Source organism: Cupriavidus sp. FW305-27, assembly GCF_058787995.1.
In genome coordinates this window covers 60,374-78,196 of the sequence record NZ_JBYTAG010000002.1, presented here as the reverse complement: position 1 = coordinate 78,196, position 17,823 = coordinate 60,374, and the positions used below count along the sequence as shown (strand labels likewise).

Annotated in this window: 12 protein-coding genes; 8 read left to right on the top strand and 4 right to left on the bottom strand. The window is 69.3% G+C overall.

What is annotated here, in order from left to right:
* Positions 1-56: 56 nt before the first annotated feature.
* From AC3WRI_RS01350 to treY, 3 genes are all read left to right on the top strand, one after another.
* Positions 57-2,600, top strand: a complete 2,544-nt coding sequence (locus AC3WRI_RS01350) for a glycogen/starch/alpha-glucan phosphorylase (RefSeq protein WP_011617310.1) — start codon at positions 57-59, stop codon at positions 2,598-2,600.
* A gap of 218 nt (positions 2,601-2,818) precedes the next feature.
* Positions 2,819-4,825, top strand: coding sequence for a malto-oligosyltrehalose trehalohydrolase (gene treZ, locus AC3WRI_RS01345; RefSeq protein WP_492292388.1), 2,007 nt, complete (start codon positions 2,819-2,821; stop codon positions 4,823-4,825).
* Complete coding sequence (gene treY / locus AC3WRI_RS01340) at positions 4,825-7,518, top strand: malto-oligosyltrehalose synthase (RefSeq protein WP_492292386.1); 2,694 nt, start codon at positions 4,825-4,827, stop codon at positions 7,516-7,518. The genes treZ and treY overlap by 1 nt, the downstream gene beginning before the upstream one ends.
* A gap of 32 nt (positions 7,519-7,550) precedes the next feature.
* On the opposite strand, the gene AC3WRI_RS01335 is transcribed toward treY, so the two are convergent.
* Positions 7,551-8,186 carry a hypothetical protein gene (locus tag AC3WRI_RS01335; RefSeq protein ID WP_010814551.1) on the bottom strand — a complete coding sequence of 212 codons (636 nt, stop codon included), beginning with the start codon at positions 8,184-8,186 and terminating at the stop codon, positions 7,551-7,553.
* Positions 8,187-8,604: 418 nt separating this feature from the next.
* On the opposite strand from AC3WRI_RS01335, the gene AC3WRI_RS01330 reads away from it, so the two are divergent.
* Genes AC3WRI_RS01330 through AC3WRI_RS01320 form a run of 3 tightly spaced genes read left to right on the top strand, consistent with a single transcriptional unit; the run spans position 8,605 to position 9,649 of the window.
* Positions 8,605-8,970: a BON domain-containing protein gene (locus tag AC3WRI_RS01330; RefSeq protein WP_010814552.1), complete on the top strand. Its 366-nt coding sequence runs from the start codon at positions 8,605-8,607 to the stop codon at positions 8,968-8,970.
* Positions 8,971-9,004: 34 nt separating this feature from the next.
* Complete coding sequence (locus AC3WRI_RS01325) at positions 9,005-9,235, top strand: hypothetical protein (protein ID WP_010814553.1); 231 nt, start codon at positions 9,005-9,007, stop codon at positions 9,233-9,235.
* Between the two features lie 30 nt (positions 9,236-9,265).
* Complete coding sequence (locus tag AC3WRI_RS01320; RefSeq protein WP_010814554.1) at positions 9,266-9,649, top strand: hypothetical protein; 384 nt, start codon at positions 9,266-9,268, stop codon at positions 9,647-9,649.
* A 103-nt stretch (positions 9,650-9,752) separates the two neighbouring features.
* Here the strand turns inward: AC3WRI_RS01320 and AC3WRI_RS01315 are convergent, their stop codons facing one another.
* The 3 genes from AC3WRI_RS01315 to uvrA form a co-directional block, all read right to left on the bottom strand.
* Positions 9,753-10,613, bottom strand: a complete 861-nt coding sequence (locus AC3WRI_RS01315; RefSeq protein ID WP_041688123.1) for an endonuclease/exonuclease/phosphatase family protein — start codon at positions 10,611-10,613, stop codon at positions 9,753-9,755.
* A gap of 24 nt (positions 10,614-10,637) precedes the next feature.
* Complete coding sequence (locus tag AC3WRI_RS01310; protein ID WP_010814556.1) at positions 10,638-10,988, bottom strand: hypothetical protein; 351 nt, start codon at positions 10,986-10,988, stop codon at positions 10,638-10,640.
* 87 nt (positions 10,989-11,075) lie between these two features.
* Entirely contained in the window at positions 11,076-16,937 is a 5,862-nt protein-coding gene (gene uvrA, locus AC3WRI_RS01305) for an excinuclease ABC subunit UvrA (RefSeq protein WP_011617314.1), read from the bottom strand.
* Between the two features lie 225 nt (positions 16,938-17,162).
* Here uvrA and AC3WRI_RS01300 point away from each other — a divergent pair, with 225 nt between their 5' ends.
* Together AC3WRI_RS01300 and AC3WRI_RS01295 are read left to right on the top strand one after the other, a co-directional pair.
* On the top strand, positions 17,163-17,441 hold the full coding sequence (locus AC3WRI_RS01300) for a type II toxin-antitoxin system RelE/ParE family toxin (protein ID WP_010814558.1): 279 nt from the start codon (positions 17,163-17,165) through the stop codon (positions 17,439-17,441).
* An 11-nt stretch (positions 17,442-17,452) separates the two neighbouring features.
* Positions 17,453-17,788 carry a HigA family addiction module antitoxin gene (locus tag AC3WRI_RS01295; RefSeq protein ID WP_010814559.1) on the top strand — a complete coding sequence of 112 codons (336 nt, stop codon included), beginning with the start codon at positions 17,453-17,455 and terminating at the stop codon, positions 17,786-17,788.
* The last annotated feature ends 35 nt before the right edge of the window (positions 17,789-17,823 follow it).

Sequence of the window (17,823 nt, the reverse complement as noted above, 5' to 3'; positions counted from 1 at the left end):
GCAGGGATTGCTCCATCCACTAAGCTTGACCCACGTACATGCGCAGGAGCCTCGCCATGAAGGAATCTGTCCGGCCCGAGCATGCCGATGACACCCGTACCGCCCTGTCCGGCGCCAGCCTGCGCCGGGCCTTCCTCGACCACGTCTTCCATACCCAGGGCAAGCTGCCCGGCCACGCCAGCCAGAACGATCTCTACCAGGCAGCGGCGCATACCGTGCGCGACCGCCTGGTGCAGCGCTGGATCAGCACCGCCGAGGCCTACCTGGGCCAGCCCTCGCGCACCGTCGCCTACCTGTCGGCGGAATTCCTGATGGGCCCGCACCTGGGCAACAACCTGATCAACCTGGGCATCTTCGACGAGGTGCGCGAGGCCATGGCCGCTGCCGGGCTGGATCTAGACCGCATCCTGGAGCAAGAGGTCGAGCCGGGGCTGGGAAATGGCGGCCTGGGCCGGCTCGCGGCCTGCTTCATGGATTCGCTGGCGACGCTGGAAATCCCCGCGCTCGGCTATGGCATCCGCTACGAGTACGGCATCTTCCAGCAGACCATCATCGACGGCATGCAGGTGGAATCCACCGATACCTGGCTGCGCAACGGCAACCCCTGGGAGATCCAGCGCTCAGAGTGGGCCGTGCAGGTGCGCCTGGGCGGGCACACCGAGCACTACACCGACGACCGCGGCCACTACCGCGTACGCTGGGTGCCGGCCAAGACCGTGGTGGGTGTGCCGTTTGACTCGCCGATCCTGGGCTACCGCGTCAATACCGTGAACACCCTGCGGCTGTGGCGCGCGGACGCCACCGAGGCGTTCGACTTCCATACCTTCAACCGCGGCGACTACCTGGGCGCGGTCAGCAAGAAGGTCACTTCCGAGAACCTGACCAAGGTCCTCTACCCCAACGACGAGACCAGCCAGGGCAAGGAGCTGCGGCTGGAGCAGCAATACTTCTTCGTCGCCTGTTCGCTGCAAGACATGCTGCGGCTGCTCGCCGTCGACGGCATCCCGGTGACGCGCTTCCACGAGAAGTTCGCGGTGCAGCTGAACGACACCCACCCGGCCGTGGGCATTGCCGAGCTGATGCGGCTGCTGGTCGACGACCATGACCTGCCCTGGAACGAGGCCTGGCACATCACGCAGAATGCCTTTGCCTACACCAACCACACGCTGCTGCCCGAGGCGCTGGAGCAGTGGCCGCTGCCGCTGTTTGCCCGGGTGCTGCCGCGCCATCTCGAGATCATCCTGGAAATCAACGCGCGCTTGCTGGACGAGGTGCGGATCCGCTTCTACGGCGACGAATCGCGCCTGGCACGGCTGTCGCTGATCAGTGAGTACGGCGAAAAGCAGGTGCGCATGGCCAACCTGGCGTGTGTGGGCAGCCACGCCATCAACGGTGTGGCCGAGCTGCACTCACGGCTGATGCGCGAGGACGTGCTCAAGGATTTCTACGAGATGTGGCCGGAGAAGTTCACCAGCATCACCAATGGCGTGACGCCGCGGCGCTGGCTGGCGCTGTCCAACCCGCGCCTGACGCGGCTGGTGTCGGAGGCGATCGGCGACGGCTGGATCTCCGACCTGGCGCAGCTCCGCGCGCTCGAGCCGTATGCCGAGGACGCGGGCTTTCGCGAACAATGGCAGGCCGCGCGGCACCAGAACAAGGTGGCGCTGGCCGAGCTGGTCCGCGAAACCACCGGCGTGGTGGTGGACCCGTCCTCCATGTTCGATGTGATGGTCAAGCGCATCCACGAATACAAGCGCCAGCACCTGGCGGTGCTGCATGTGATCGCGCTGTACCACCGCATCAAGTCCGACCCCGGCACCGAGATCCAGCCGCGCACCTTCCTGTTCGGCGGCAAGGCGGCGCCGGGCTACGCCTATGCCAAGCTGATGATCCGCTTCATCACCTCGGTGGCCGACGTGGTCAACCGCGACCCGCAGGTGCGCGACCGGCTCAAGGTTGTGTTCCTGCCCAACTTCAATGTCACCTACGGGCAGCGCATCTACCCGGCGGCCGACCTGGCCGAGCAGATCTCGCTGGCGGGCAAGGAAGCGTCCGGCACCGGCAACATGAAGTTCGCGATGAATGGCGCGCTCAATATCGGCACCATGGACGGCGCCAATATCGAGCTGCGCGAAGCCGTGGGCAACGACAACTTCTTCCCGTTCGGACTGACCGCGCCGGAGGTCTATGGGCTGCGTGCAAGCGGCTACGACCCTGCCGCCTACTACCACAGCAACCCGCAGCTGCGCGCAGTGATCGACCTGGTCCAGCAGGGCTTCTTCTCGCGCGGGGACCCGGGGCTGTTCCGTCCTCTGTTTGACCCGCAGCAGAGGCACGACCCCTACCTGCTGATGGCCGACTTCGCCTCCTACATCGAGTGCCAGGAGAAAGTCTCCCAGGCCTTTGCCGAACCGGCGCGCTGGCAACGCATGTCGGTGCTGTCGTGCGCGCGCTCCGGGCGCTTTTCATCGGACCGGGCGATCCGCGAGTATTGCGAGCGCATCTGGCACATCGAGCCGGTGCCGGTGCGGCTGCTGCACCGCGCCAGCGGTGCGCCCTGGCAGGTTGAATCTCCGGCGCACGCCCCGCGCGCCGCCTAAGGCGGCACTGCGGGCGTGGGCTAGCGCACGTCCGCATCGCGCAGGTAGTTTCTACAATGGCCCATGTAACAAAGCCCGCGCTGGCGCTTGCCCCCGCCAGCCCGCGGCCTCGCCAAGCGTTGTCCTGCGGGCATGGAGTTCGCATTGTGCCAAGACCGGCCATCCGGCCGGCTCTCCCTTGGCATTCCCCACGGCCGTCCCAAAGCCAGGAGCCGAATTTGCACGCCAACCCGTTTCTGCTCGCCCCCGGCGCCCGCTCCGCCATGCCCAGCCTGGCCCCGCACGACTGCTTTGCAGCGCCCACTGCCGCCGGGCCGCTGGGCCTGCCCGGCAACGACGACAATGCGCACGACTACCTGTTCGGGCCGGCCTGGTTGCCGGACGGCCGCGTGCGGTTCCGCCTGTGGGCCCCGGACGCAGCCGAGCAAGGCCAGGCGGTACGGCTGGAGATCGCCGGGCTCGGTCCGGTGCGCATGGCGGCCGGCGCCAACGGCTGGTTCGAGGCCATCGTTCCGTGCTGCAATGGGGCACGCTACTGGTTCCGGCTTGACGACGGCACCACCGTGCCCGACCCGGCCTCGCGCTGCCAGGCCGACGATGTGCACGGGCCCAGCATCGTGCCCGCGCCCGACGCCGCCGGCGCCTTTGCGTGGGCGTGTCCGGACTGGCGCGGGCGCCCCTGGCATGAAGCCATCGTCTATGAGTTGCACGTGGGCCTGTGCGGCGGCTTTGCCGGCGCGGCGCTGCAGCTGCCGCGGCTGGCGGCGCTGGGCTTCACCGCGGTCGAGCTGATGCCGGTGGCGGAGTTCCCCGGCACGCGCAACTGGGGCTATGACGGCGTGCTGCCGTTCGCGCCGGAGTCCGCCTACGGCACCCCGGACGAACTGCGCGCGCTGGTGGACCGCGCCCACCAGCTCGGCATGATGGTGCTGCTGGACGTGGTCTACAACCACTTCGGGCCGGAGGGCAACTACCTGCACCGCTACGCCAGCGCGTTCTTCCGCGCGGACCGGCAGACCCCGTGGGGGCCAGCCATCGATTTCCGCCGGCCGCAGGTGCGGCGCTTTTTCACCGAGAACGCGCGCTACTGGCTGGAGCAGTTCCGCTTCGACGGCCTGCGCCTGGACGCCGTGCACGCGATCGAGGACGAAGGCTGGCTGGCGGCGCTGCCCGGCGAGCTGCGCACCATGCTGGCCGAAGGCGACGGCGCCAGCCGCCATCTCCACCTGGTGCTGGAAAACGACAACAACGATGCCGAACTGCTGGCCAAGGGCTACGACGCACAGTGGAACGATGACGCCCACCATGCCCTGCACGTGCTGCTGACCGGCGAGGGCGACGGCTATTACTGCGACTACACCCGCTGCGCCGATGAGGGCGAGGATGCGCCCGCGGGGCGCGGCGAGCCCGCGCTGCGCCACCTTGCGCGCGTGCTGGGCGAAGGCTTTGCCTACCAGGGCGAGTTGTCGGCGCACCGCTCCGCCGCCGCGCCGGGCGTGCCGTCAAGCGCGGACAGCGTGCGCCGCGGCCAGCCCAGCGCGCACCTGCCGCCCACGGCCTTCGTCTGCTTCCTGCAGAACCACGACCAGACCGGCAACCGCGCACTGGGCGACCGGCTGGCCGGCCTGGCGGACCGCAATGCGCTGCGCGCGGCGGTGGCGCTGCAGCTGCTGTGCCCGCAGGTGCCGCTGGTGTTCATGGGCGAGGAAACCGGCACGCAGCGGCCCTTCCTCTACTTCACCAGCCACCCGCCCGAACTGGCGCAGGCCGTGCGCGACGGCCGGCGCCGCGAGTTTGCGGCTTCCACGGCATTCCGCGACGATACGCGCGCCGCGGCCATCCCCGATCCCAACGACCCGGCCACCTTCGAGGCGTCGCGCCCCGAGCTGGAAGACGACGGCGACTGGACTCCGTACTACCACGAGCTGCTCGCGGTGCGCCGCCGTGAACTGCTGGACCGGCTGGCCGGCTGCCAGTCGGCCGGCGTTGATATCCTGGGGCCGGCCGCGCTGTGCGCACGCTGGCGGCTGATGGACGGCATGGAGCTGAGCCTGTGGCTGAACCTGGGCAGCGAAGCCGTGCCATGCATGCGGCCATGCCACGACATGAGCGCGGCGCTGCATGAAAGCCTGCCCGGCGCCGCGGCCGAGCTGTCCGCGGGCATGCTGCCGCCGCTGGCCTGCGTCGCCACCATGTGCGAGCCCGCAGCGGCGCGCGCCAGATAATGCCCGCCGGCTTGCCGGAATCCCTGCCAGGCAGCCATGGCGATGGCGATGGCGGCGACCATGACCTGCCCCGCGCCACCGCACGGCTGCAGCTGCACCCGGGCTTTACCTTTGCCGATGCTGCTGCCGTGGTCGACTACTACGCCGCGCTCGGCGTCAGCCACCTGTACCTGTCGCCTGTGTGCAGCGCGCGGCCCGCCTCCACCCATGGCTACGATGTCACCGACTTCACCCGCGTGCGCGACGAGCTGGGCGGCGAGCCCGGCCTGAAAGCGCTGGCCGGGCGCGCCCGCGCCGCCGGCCTCGGCCTGGTGCTGGACATCGTGCCCAACCACATGGCGGCCGACCCCACCCACAACCACTGGTGGCGCGACGTGCTGACCCACGGACGCGCCAGCCGCTGCGCCGCCAGCTTCGACATCGACTGGACCCCGCGCGACCCCGCCCTGCATGGCAAGGTGCTGCTGCCGATACTGGGCCAGTCCTACTGGGACACGCTGGTGGCGGGCGAGCTGCAATGGGTGCCTGCAAGCGCAGACGATGTCGCCCACCTGCGCTACTTCGAGCACTCGCTGCCGCTGGCGCCGGGCAGCGTGGATGCCGCCGCCGCAACCCAGCCCGGCTGGTACGACCCCACGCAGGCCGAAGGCCGCACCCGGCTGCACGCACTGCTGGAGCGCCAGCACTACCGGCTAACCTGGTGGCGCACCGCCGCCGCGGCACTGAACTGGCGGCGCTTTTTCGAGATCAGCGATCTCGTCGGCGTGCGCGAGGAAGACCCGCAGGTATTCGACGCCGTCCACGCGCTGGTCTTCCGCCTGCTGCGCGAAGGCTGGATCGACGGCGTGCGTGTCGATCATGTCGACGGCCTGGCCGATCCTGCCGGCTACTGCCGCCGGCTGCGCGCCGAACTGGACCGGCACGCAGCCGCGCGCCCGCCGTTGCTGCGGCTGGCGCACCCGTGGCTGGTGGTCGAGAAGATCCTGGGCCCGCGCGAACGGCTGGCGCCGGACTGGCAGGTGGATGGCACCACGGGCTACGACTTCATGGACGAGGTTGCCGCCGTGCTGCACGACGGCAACGGCGAGGCGCCGCTGGGCGCGCTGTGGACTTCGGCCAGCGGCGATGCGCGCCCGTATGCCGCCCATGTCGCGGCGGCACGGCGCCAGGTGCTGGAGCGGCACCTGGTAACCGAGTACGAAGGCGCCGCCGCCTGCCTGCACGACTGCGCGAAGCAGGAGCCCGGCACGCGTGACCTGACACGCGCGGCGCTGCGGCGCGCGCTGGCCGCGCTGATGGCGGCGGTGCCCGTCTACCGCAGCTACTTTGACGCGCAACCCGGCGCACGCGACGCCACTGCCGCACAGGCCGACCATGCCATGCTGGACCAGGCCATGCAGGCGGCGCGTGCCGACCTCGCCCCGGACGAGGCCGTGGCACTGGCCTTTATCGGCGGCTGCCTGCGCACGCCAGCCCCGCCCGACAGCGAAACCGGCGTACTGCGCCGCCGCCTGCAGCAACTGATGCCCGCCCTGGCAGCCAAGGCCGGCGAAGACACCGCGTTCTACCGCTACGGGCGGCTGCTGTCGCGCAACGAGGTAGGCAGCGACCCCGGCACGCTGGCGCTGCCGCCGGCGCAGTTCCACGCGCGCATGGCGGCGCGGCGCATGGCCTGTCCTCATGCCATGCTGGCCACTGCGACCCACGACCACAAGCGCGGCGAGGACACACGCATGCGCCTGGCCGTGCTGAGCGAGATGCCCGCTGCCTGGGCCGAGGCCGTGGCGGCATGGGAACGCGCCTGCGCACCGCTGCTGTCGACGCTGCCGCAGGCCCCGGACCCCGGCGACCGCCTGATGCTGTACCAGACCCTGGTCGGCGCGTGGCCGATGGAGGACATCGGCAAGCCTGCAGGCAGCAACACCGTCGAGGCCTTCCTGGAGCGCGTGTCCGCGTGGCAGCTCAAGGCCATCCGCGAAGCCAAGCGCCACGGCAACTGGACCTGCCCCGACGCAGCCTACGAAGCCGCGTGCGAGGGCTTCCTGCGCGCCATCGCGGCGGACTGGCCATCGGGTGTGCTGGCGCATATCGGCCAGTTTGCGCAGCACATTGCCGTGGCAGGCGCCGTCAACAGCCTGGCACAGGTGCTGGTCCAGCTGACCGCACCAGGCATCCCCGACCGCTACCAGGGATGCGAAGGCTGGGACCTGAGCCTGGTAGACCCCGACAACCGGCGCCCGCCCGATTTTGCGCAACTGCGCGCGCGCCTGGGCTGCAGCGCTGGCTGGGCCCACTGGCTGGCGCACTGGCGCGACGGGCGCATCAAGCAGCAGCTGATACGCCAGGTGCTGGCAGTACGCCACGCCCATCCCCGGCTCTTTGCCGACGGGCAATACAGCATGCTGGCGGCGCAAGGCGCGCTGGTGCCGCAGGTGCTGGCCTTTGCCCGCACCGCGGATGCGCACCAGGCCATCACCGTGGTGACGCGGCTGGTGGCCACGCAGGTCGACCCGACCATGCCGCGCATCCCGCCCGCGGGCTGGGGCGACACCGCCCTGAACGTGGGCGCGCCGCAGCCGAGCCGCTGGACCGATGCGCTGACCGGCCACGTGCTGGACGCACCCATGGGCCGGCTGCGCCTGCGCGAGGTGCTGGGCGGCTTGCCGGTGGCGCTGCTGCTGCGCCAGCCGTAAGCGGCCCAGGGGCAGCGCGAACGCTCGCGGCCTCAGGACTTCTGCACCGCCGTGTGCAACACGATCGGCGTCAGCGGGCCATGGTGATGGCGTGGCGTGCCATGCGGCGCCGCCTGGCCGTGCTGCGGCGGCTGCGCGCCGTCGTGCGGCCCGCGCCTCGCCTGGCCGGGCGAAGCGCCGCGTTCCTGCGGCAGGTAGGGCCGGATCACGACGGCAACGTAATCGTCCTCCTTGGGCGTGACAACGATATACGCCAGGCCCGACATCACCAGGCCGACCTCACCGAGCTCGGTCGCGATGCGCGCCACGATAAAGCGCTGCAGCAGCAGCGGGTTGACGCTGTCGTCAATCGCAAGCGCGGCCGTGCAGATGGTCAGGAAGCAGCGCTCGACCTCGCGGCACACCACCACCACCTCATCGATGGCGTAGCCCGAGCGGCTGGCGCGCACCAGCACCGACACCCCCGAGCTGGGCGCGGCGCGGTGCCAGCCCGGCTTGACCTTGAAGCTGGGCAGGGCCAGGCCGGAGCCGGTGTCGTGGGCCACGGCATTGAAGCGCTGGGCGAAGTCCGTGGGCGTCATCGCAAGCAGCTGGCGCTCCACCGGCGCCGAAGACACCGAGACGGACGAGGCCAGGACGACGGTGGACAGGATGCTGGCTAGGTTCATGACTACCTCGCAACGGATGAGCCGCTCCCCCCCGGCTGCGCTGTCGGGCCCGGCGGCACGCGGCGCACAGGGGGCCGCCGCGGCATGGGGCCGGCGTTGCGGGCTGTGCTCGCCGGCACTTGCCGCTCGCCAGTTTTTGCCAGCATTTCCTCCACTATAGACACGACGGCACGCAATCACACGACGGCGCAAGCATCGCGCCGGTCATGCCGCGCGGGCGCTGGCAGGCTGCACATGCAGTTTCTGCCGCGGCTGTAAAAACTACGCCGTGTGCGCCGAACCGGCAGCGTCGCAAGCCGCACAGGACCCAGCTCCGCACCGGCTGCGCCGGCGCCGGCGCCGGGAACGGAGCTTGCAGGTCAAAGGCAGATGCGGAGCAGGAATCGCCCTGCCCGCTGCCAAGTACAGGAGGATCGTCATGACACCACGCTTCCGCATCGCCCGCCTGGCGCTGCCTCTGGCGGTGCTGGCGATGGCCGCCTCCCAGGCCGTTGCGGCCGCCCCGACCGATGCGCCGGCGGCGCCGTCATCAACGGGCCGCACGGCCGCGCCGCGCGACACCGCAGCCGCCAGCGACCGCGCCATCACTGCCGAAGTCCAGGCCCGCCTGGCCAACGCGCGCACGCTGGACCCCGCCAGGATCCGCGTATCCACCACTGACGGCGTGGTCAAGCTGGAAGGCACCGTGCGCGACGATAAACAGCGTACGATGGCAATGGAACTGGCTCGTTCGGTGCGCGGCGTGAGCGCCGTATCCGACGAGCTGCGCGCCGGCACCGACTGACCGGCAGCGCCATGCCAACCTCCGTGGAGACGCCATGAGCACCCATCGCCAGCCCGACCATGACACCACGCGACGCCGCAGCGAGCGTCCCGACCCGCACAAGGGCGGCCCCGACACCGAACATGAACGGGGCAAGCCCGGGCGTGACCGCCGCCACGATGTCGAGCGCGAGCATGACATCCCGGATGAGAACACCGAGCCGCCTTCAGTCAGGCGCCGCGGCGACAGGCCCGATGACAGCGAAGCGCCAGTGGAGAACCACTGAATCCGCCGAGCCAACCGAACAGGAGGCACGATGAGCAAGACCGTACGTACCCACCGTATCGGCCCACGCCACGGTGACCGTGTGGGCGGCACCGCGCCCGCGCCGCGCGAAGGCGCGCAGGCTTCCGCCGGCCGCCGTTCGCGCGAGAACACCGCGTCCGGTGCCGCGCGCGCCGACGCGGGCCATATCCCGAGCACGCTCGACCCCGATCTCGAACAGGAAACCGACGATATCGACGAAGAAATCGAGCAGCGCGAGAACGAGGCCCACACCGCGCAGGATGAGGAAAGCCCGGAGGAAGAGATCGCCGATGAAGTGATGCATGCCGCCGAAGACCTGCCGGCCGAAGTGCCGGTCGACAAGGCCGACCACACCGATGAGCGCGAGGAACGCCCACCCCGCGCACCGCGTTAGCTAGCGCCCGGCAAGGACGTATCCGTGCGGCAAGACGAACGGGGGCCCCGGTGCGCCCGGAATCCCCGTCTTGATCCGGCCGGGACGCTCATCCAAGCCACCGCTATGTCGCACTGAGGTCTCCACCGTCATACTGCGGCGCTGCGGGCACCTCAAAGCGAGCCAGCAGCGGCAGGTGGTCGGAGGCGACGCGCGCCAGCGGCGAACGGTGGCTGGCCACCGACACCAGGTGCGCGCGCGGCGACACCCAGATGCGATCGAGGGCAAACACCGGCCAGCGCGACGGGAAGGTGGCGGTGTGCGGCGCATGCTCGAAATACGCATGCAGCCAGCGCAATGGCCGGCCCCACAGGAACCATTCATTGACGTCACCGAGCAGGATGGTCGGCAACGGCGGTGCGGCGGCCACGTAGTTGAGCAACTGCTGCACCTGGCGCCGGCGCTCACCGGGGCGCAGGCCCAGGTGGGTGGCAATCACGCGCAGCGCGCTCTCCCAGCCCGAGGCCGTGCACGCCAGCGTGACATCGATGGCACCGCGCGGCTCGCAGCCCTTCACCGTCAGGTCGATCTGGTTCACCGCCTGCGGCGCAAAGCGCGCCAGCAGCGCATTGCCATAGTCGGCATTGCCGCGCACGCGCGTAAATCCAGAGACCACGTGCATGCCGGTATGGCCGGCCAGGTATTCCAGGGTATGGTCGTTGCTGCTGCCGGATTCCACTTCCTGCAGCGCGACGATATCGGCGTCCAGTTCCTCCAGCACCGTTGCGATGCGGTCAGGCCGATAGCGGCGGTCCGTGCCCACGGCGCGGTGGATGTTGTAGCTGACCACCGTCATGCTGGCGATGCCGGCCGCGTCCGCCGCGCAGTGCAGCCCTGCCCGCGCGCTGGCGACCGCAGGCGTGTCGCCAGGGTCACGCGCCTGGGCAGGATTTACAAGAGGCGGTAAGTCCGGTTGCATTCGCATGGCCGGCAGCGCTGGCCGCTATGCTCAGGCGCCATCCAGGAACGGGTTCGGCTTGCCGATGCGGCGGCCGAGGTCTGGGCTTTCCCAACGTGCGCCCTCCGTGTATGGATCCGGGGCGCGCTGCATGGTCGTGCCAGGCACGCCAGGCTGCGCCGGCACGGTCGAAGGCTGGGCCTCTGGCGCGGGTGCCAGGTCGGTTCGGGTGGGGGCGTTGGCGCCCTGGGTGTACGGGTCGAACTTGTCGGTGCTGCGCGCGCCTTGCGAATACGGGTCATAGGTGCCGCGCGGCGTGCCCGGCGCCTGCGCCAGGGCGGGGATTGCGGCAGCGGCCAGGGCCACGGCCGCAAGGATTCGGCTGGGACGGATATGCTTCATGGTTACCTCCGGTTGCGCGCGATGTGCACGCCAGTAGCCATGGTCAAGCGAAAGGCGTGCCCGTACGCCCTTCGCTGCGCCAATCCCTCAGGCGATGCTCACCTTGCCTGCCACGGCATTGCCCCGTGCCAGCACCGGCACCAGCGCTGCACCGGTATGGCTGGCCGCGTTGCGCGACAAGGCCTCCGGATCGGCCGCGCCGACAATGGCGCCCCCGCCCGCACCGCCTTCGGGGCCAAGGTCGATGATCCAGTCGGCCTCGGCAATCACGTCGAGGTCATGCTCGATCACCACCACGCTGTGCCCGCCGTCCGTGAGCCGATGCAGCACGCGGATCAGGCGCGCCACGTCGGCCATATGCAGGCCCACGGTGGGCTCGTCCAGCACGTACAGCGTATGCGGCGCCTTCTGGCCACGTCGCGTGATGTCGTCGCGCACCTTGCTCAGTTCAGTCACCAGCTTGATGCGCTGCGCCTCGCCGCCGGACAGCGTTGGCGACGGCTGGCCCAGCGTCAGGTAGCCCAGGCCCACGTCCTTCATCAGCTGCAGCGGATGGGCGATGTTCGACATGGCCGAGAAGAACTCCACCGCCTCGTCGATCTCCATCGTCAGCACGTCGCCGATATTCTTGCCGCGCCAGGTGACCGCCAGGGTCTCGGGGTTGAAGCGCTGGCCGTGGCAGACATCGCACGGCACCTTCACATCCGGCAGGAAGCTCATGCCGATGGTGCGCACGCCCTGCCCTTCGCATGCCGGGCAACGCCCGTCGCCGGTGTTGAACGAGAAACGCGACGCCGTGTAGCCGCGTGCGCGCGCTTCCAGCGTATCGGCAAAGAGCCGGCGAATGGTGTCCCACACGCCGATATAGGTGGCCGGGCATGAGCGCGGCGTCTTGCCGATCGGGGTCTGGTCCACCTCCAGCACGCGGTCGATCGATTCCCAGCCGGTGACGGCGTCGCAGCCATGCCAGTTGTGCTCGACATTGAGCGGCTTCCTGGCGCTCGACTTGGCTGCCTTGGCCTCATCCTTCGCAGCGTTGCGCGCGCGCCGGGTCGCCGGCGACGACAGCACCGAGCGGCCCACCGCATCGAGCAGGTTGGTCATCAGCACATCGCGCGCCAGCGTGGACTTGCCCGAACCGGACACGCCGGTAATGGCCACCAGCCGCGACAGCGGAATGCGCGCCGTCACCTTGCGCAGGTTATGCAGCGACGCGCCGTGCACGGTCAGCCATTCCGGCGGATCGGCGGGCTTGCCGGCGGCGCCGGGCTTCACCTTGCGCCTGGCCTGCAGCGGATGGATGATCGGGTGCGCCAGGAACTGCCCGGTGGTGGAGTCCGGCGCCGCCGACAGGTCGGCCACGCCGCCCTGTGCCACCAGCGTGCCGCCGCGCTTGCCCGCACCGGGGCCGATATCGATGATGTGGTCGGCACGGCGGATGGTGTCTTCATCATGCTCGACCACCACCAGCGTATTGCCCTTGTCGCCGAGCTTGCGCAGCGCGTCCAGCAGGATCTGGTTGTCGCGCGGATGCAGGCCGATGGTGGGCTCGTCCAGCACGTAGCAGACGCCCTGCAGGTTGCTGCCCAGCTGCGCGGCCAGGCGGATGCGCTGGGCCTCGCCGCCAGACAGGCTGGGCGCGGCACGGTCCAGGCTCAGGTAGCCCAGCCCCACTTCCTCCAGGAACTGCAGGCGGCTGCCGATCTCGCTGATGACATCGCGGGCGATCTCGGCATCGCGCCCCGTGAGGCGCAGGCCATCGACCCAGCGGCGGGTATCGGACACGGTCCACTGCGCTACGTCGACGATTGCATTCTCGTCGAAGGTCACCGCGCGCGCGACCAGGTTCAGGCGCGTGCCGTGGCAATCCGGGCACGGCGTGTCGACCACGCCTTCGGGCTCCTGCTCTTCCGACGGCAGGCTCTGCTCGCGGCCGCGGTTGTCTTCCACCAGCACGGTATCGTCGAACGCCGCGCGCTGCTCACGCGTCAGTGCCAGCCCGGTGCCCACGCAGGTGGTGCACCAGCCGTGCTTGCTGTTGTACGAGAACATGCGCGGGTCCAGCTCAGGGTAGCTGGTGCCGCACACCGGGCAGGCGCGCTTGGTCGAGAACACCTTGACCTCGCCCACGTGCGCGGTGCCGCCGTTGTGCATGGCGTGGTGCAGGCCGTCCAGCGGCGCCAGCAGGTGCATCACGCCCTTGCCGGCCTCAAGCGTCTGCGCCAGCAGCGCGCGCAGCTCGGCCTCGTTCTCAGGCGAGACCACCAGGTCGCCCACCGGCAGCTCGATGGTGTGCTCGCGGAAGCGGTCCAGCCGCGGCCACGGGTCGACCGGCAGGAATTCGCCATCGACACGCAGGTGAGTATTGCCGCGCGCCTTGGCCCACTTGGCCAGGTCGGTATAGACCCCCTTGCGGTTGACCACCAGCGGCGCCAGCAGCCCCACGTGCTGGCCGCGATGGTCGCGCAGCAGCTGGGCGGCAATCGACTCCGGGCTCTGCGAGGTCACCGGCGCGCCGTCATGCACGCAATGCTGGATGCCCAGCTTGACGTACAGCAGGCGCAGGAAGTGCCAGACCTCGGAGGTGGTCGCCACCGTGCTCTTGCGGCCGCCGCGCGACAGGCGCTGCTCGATCGCCACCGTCGGCGGGATGCCGTAGACCGCATCCACCTCGGGCCGGCCCGCCGGCTGCACGATGGAACGCGCATAGGCATTGAGCGACTCCAGGTAGCGGCGCTGGCCTTCGTGGAACAGGATGTCGAAGGCCAGCGTCGACTTGCCCGATCCGGACACACCGGTGACCACGTTGAACTTGCCGTGCGGAATATCGACGTTGAGCGCCTTCAGGTTGTGCTCATGCGCATTGACGATGCGCACCACGTCCTCGCCCTCGACCTCGCGGCGCGCGCGCCGTGCCTGCAGCGCGGCCTGCAGCGGCACGCCTTCGATCTCGGCGCGCTCGGCGGCCAGCGTGCCGGCTTCGCCGAGCGCCGCGTCATAGTGGATCAGCGCCTGGCCGGTATGCGATTCGGCGCAGCGCTTCACGTCTTCCGGGGTGCCGGTGCAGACCACGCGCCCGCCGGCGTCGCCGCCCTCGGGGCCAAGGTCGATCAGCCAGTCCGCGGCGCGGATCACGTCCAGGTTGTGCTCGATCACGATCAGCGAATGGCCGCCGTCCAGCAGCTTGCCGAAGGCGCGCATCAGCTTGGCGATATCGTCGAAGTGCAGGCCCGTGGTCGGCTCGTCGAACATGAACAGCCGGCGCGGGATGGCGCTGGGCCGGGTCCGCGACGGCGTGGCCTGCACCGCTTCGGCGAGGAAGCCGGCCAGCTTCAGGCGCTGCGCCTCGCCGCCCGACAGCGTCGGCACCGGCTGGCCCAGCTTCATGTATTCCAGGCCGACATCGACGATGGGCTGCAGCACGCGCAGCACCGCGGGGTCGGCGGCAAAGCAGGCGGCCGCTTCGCTGACGGTCAGCTCCAGCACGTCGGCAATGCTCAGCAAGCGCGGCGGCTGGCCGGGGGCGGCACGCTCGATCTTCACTTCCAGCACTTCGGGGCGATAGCGGGTGCCGTCGCAATCCGGGCAGCGCAGGTAGACATCGCTCAGGAACTGCATCTCGACATGCTCGAAGCCCGAGCCGCCGCAGGTCGGGCAACGCCCGTCGCCCGAGTTGAAGCTGAAGGTGCCCGCGGTGTAGCTGCGCTGCAGCGCCATCGGCGCCTTGGCGAAGATCTTGCGGATCTCGTCGAACGCGCCCACGTAGCTGGCCGGGTTGGAACGCGCGGTCTTGCCGATCGGCGACTGGTCGACAAAGACCACATCGTCGACCAGGTCCGCGCCGGTCAGCTGGCGGAACGCGCCCGGCGACTCGGTGGCCTTGCCGAAGTGCCGCGCCATGGCCGGATGCAGCACGTCCTGCAGCAGCGTGGACTTGCCCGAACCCGACACGCCGGTCACGCACACCAGCCGCTGCAGCGGGATCTCGACCGTGACGTCCTGCAGATTGTGCTCGGTGGCGCCTTCCAGCACGATGCGCGGCAGCTTGGCATCCACCGGTCGGCGCTGCCAGTGCGAGGCATCGGCCACGCGGCGGCGCCCGCCCAGGTACTCGCCGGTCAGCGTGCCGGCATTGCGGATGTCCGCCGGCGTGCCGTCGAAGATGATATTGCCGCCGCGCTCGCCGGGGCCCGGGCCCATGTCGATCAGTCGGTCGGCAGCCAGCATCACGGACGGATCGTGCTCAACCACCACCAGCGTGTTGCCCGCATCGCGCAGCCGGTGCATGGCCTCGACAATGCGGTTCAGGTCGCGCGGGTGCAGGCCAATGCTGGGCTCGTCCAGCACGAACAAGGTGTTGACCAGCGAGGTACCCAGCGCCGTGGTCAGGTTGATACGCTGCACCTCGCCGCCGGACAGCGTGCGGCTCTGGCGGTCCAGCGTCAGGTAGCCCAAACCCACGTCGCACAGGTATTTCAGGCGCGTGCGCACCTCGGCCAGCAGCAGCTTGAGGGCATCGTCCAGCATCGCGCTGGGCAGGGTCAGCTCGTCGAAGAAACGGCGGATGCGCTCGATCGGCAGCAGCATCAGGTCATGCACGGTCAGGCCGGGCAAAGCCTCCAGCCGGGTGCGGTCCCAGTCCACCCCGCGCGGCAGGAAGCGGCGTGGCGGCGCCAGCACGGCGTCGGCATTGTCCTTCGAGCCCAGGCGCCACAGCAGCGACTCGGTCTTCAGGCGTGCGCCGCCGCAGGTTTCGCACGGCGTGTAGCTGCGGTACTTCGACAGCAGCACGCGGATGTGCATCTTGTACGCCTTCGACTCCAGGTAGTTGAAGAACCGCATCACGCCGTACCAGTGCTTGTTCCACTGGCCGGTCCAGTCCGGCGAGCCATGGATGACCCAGTGGCGCTCGGCCTCGGTCATCTCCGCCCAGGGGGTGTCGCGCGGAATGCCGGCCTTGCCCGCGTAGCGCATCAGGTCGTCCTGGCACTCCTTCCAGGCCGGGGTCTGCATCGGCTTGATCGCGCCCCCGCGCAGCGTCTTGCGCGCGTCGGGGATCACCAGGCCAAGATCGACGCCGATCACGCGGCCGAAGCCGCGGCAGGTCTCGCACGCGCCGTAGGCGGAGTTGAACGAGAACAGCGCCGGCTGCGGGTCCGCATAGCGCAGGTCGCTGTCGGGGCTGTGCAGGCCGGTGGAAAAGCGCCATACGGGGCCCTCGTCGCCGTCAGCCAGCACATAGATGTTGACGCGGCCGCCGCCGCGCTTGAGCGAAGCTTCGATCGCCTCCACCACGCGCACCTTCTCCGCATTGCCGATGCGGAAGCGGTCCGCCACCACATCGAGCAGCTTGCGTGCGCCGGTGGGCGACTGCACCACGCGCTGCGCCTGCACGCGCGTATAGCCGCTGACCGACAGCCACTGCTGGACCTCATCGTCGGTGGCGGACTCGGGCAGTTCGACCGGGAAGGTCACCACGAGGCGCGCGTCGTGATGCGGCTGGCCCTCGGCCGTGCGCGCCAGCAGCTCGGCGTAGATGGTTTCGGGCGAGTCATGGCGCACCGGCAGCGCGGTCTGCTTGTCGAACAGCTCCGCCGCGCGCGCATAGAGCAGCTTCAGGTGGTCATTCAGCTCCGTCATCGTGCCCACCGTCGAACGCGAGCTGCGCACCGGGTTGGTCTGGTCGATGGCGATGGCGGGCGGCACCCCGTCCACGCGCTCCACCTGGGGCCGGTCCATCCGGTCCAGGAACTGGCGGGCGTAGGCGCTGAAGGTCTCGACGTAGCGGCGCTGGCCTTCGGCATAGAGCGTGTCGAACACCAGGCTGGACTTGCCCGAGCCGGACGGCCCGGTCACCACGGTCATCTCGCCGGGGCGCAGGTCGAGATCGACATTCTTGAGGTTGTGCTGGCGGGCGCCGCGAATGCGGATTAGCTGCTTGCTCGACACGATTTCTCTTTTCGAATCAGGACGTTAAGGAGGAGACCGGGGACGGTCCGACCACTGTACATCCATACAGTCTATCAGGTTGGAAAAGAATTGGTATCGATCACGTCGCACGGAATCAGACAAGTGACGGTGCGGTGCGAGAGGCGAGCGGCTTTCATGACCGTTCGCGCCAGGCCAAAGCCTGACTTTCGCTGCATTGCTATTTATCGATTACCGATATACGATATGATTCAGTCATTCAGATGTTCCGACACCGCTGAACTGTTCGCGGGCCGCTGTGTACCGCGCTTCGGCAATATCCGCGCCGTGGCCGAACGCAAGCTGCGGCTGCTGCAGAGAGCGTCGACGCTGGAGTTCCTGCGCTCCCCGCCGGGCAATCGCCTGCAGTTGCTGACCGGCGACCGCAAAGGCCGCTACAGCATCCGCATCAACGAGCAATGGCGAATCTGCTTCATCTGGACCCACGACGGCCCCGCGGTCGTTGAGATCATCGACTACCACTGAGGAAGACAGACATGGTTCGCTTCAAGGACGGCATGCGTCCCATCCACCCGGGCGAAATCCTGCGCGAGGATTTCCTGGTACCGCTCAACATGAGCGCCAACGCCCTGGCCCTCGCGCTGCGCGTGACCGCGGCGCGCATCAACGACATCGTCCGCGAGCAACGTGGCATCACGCCGGACACCGCCCTGCGCCTGGCGCGCTATTTTGGCGGCGATGCGCAGTCGTGGCTGAACCTGCAGCTGGACTATGACCTGAAGGTCGCGCAGCGCGACCACGGCGAGCGCATCATGGCGGAAGTGGCGCCGCGCGATGCCGCGGCGGCCGGTCAACCGGCCGCTGAAAAGTAGAAAACGGTATTGCCGGGGCGGCGCTGCCCCCGCCC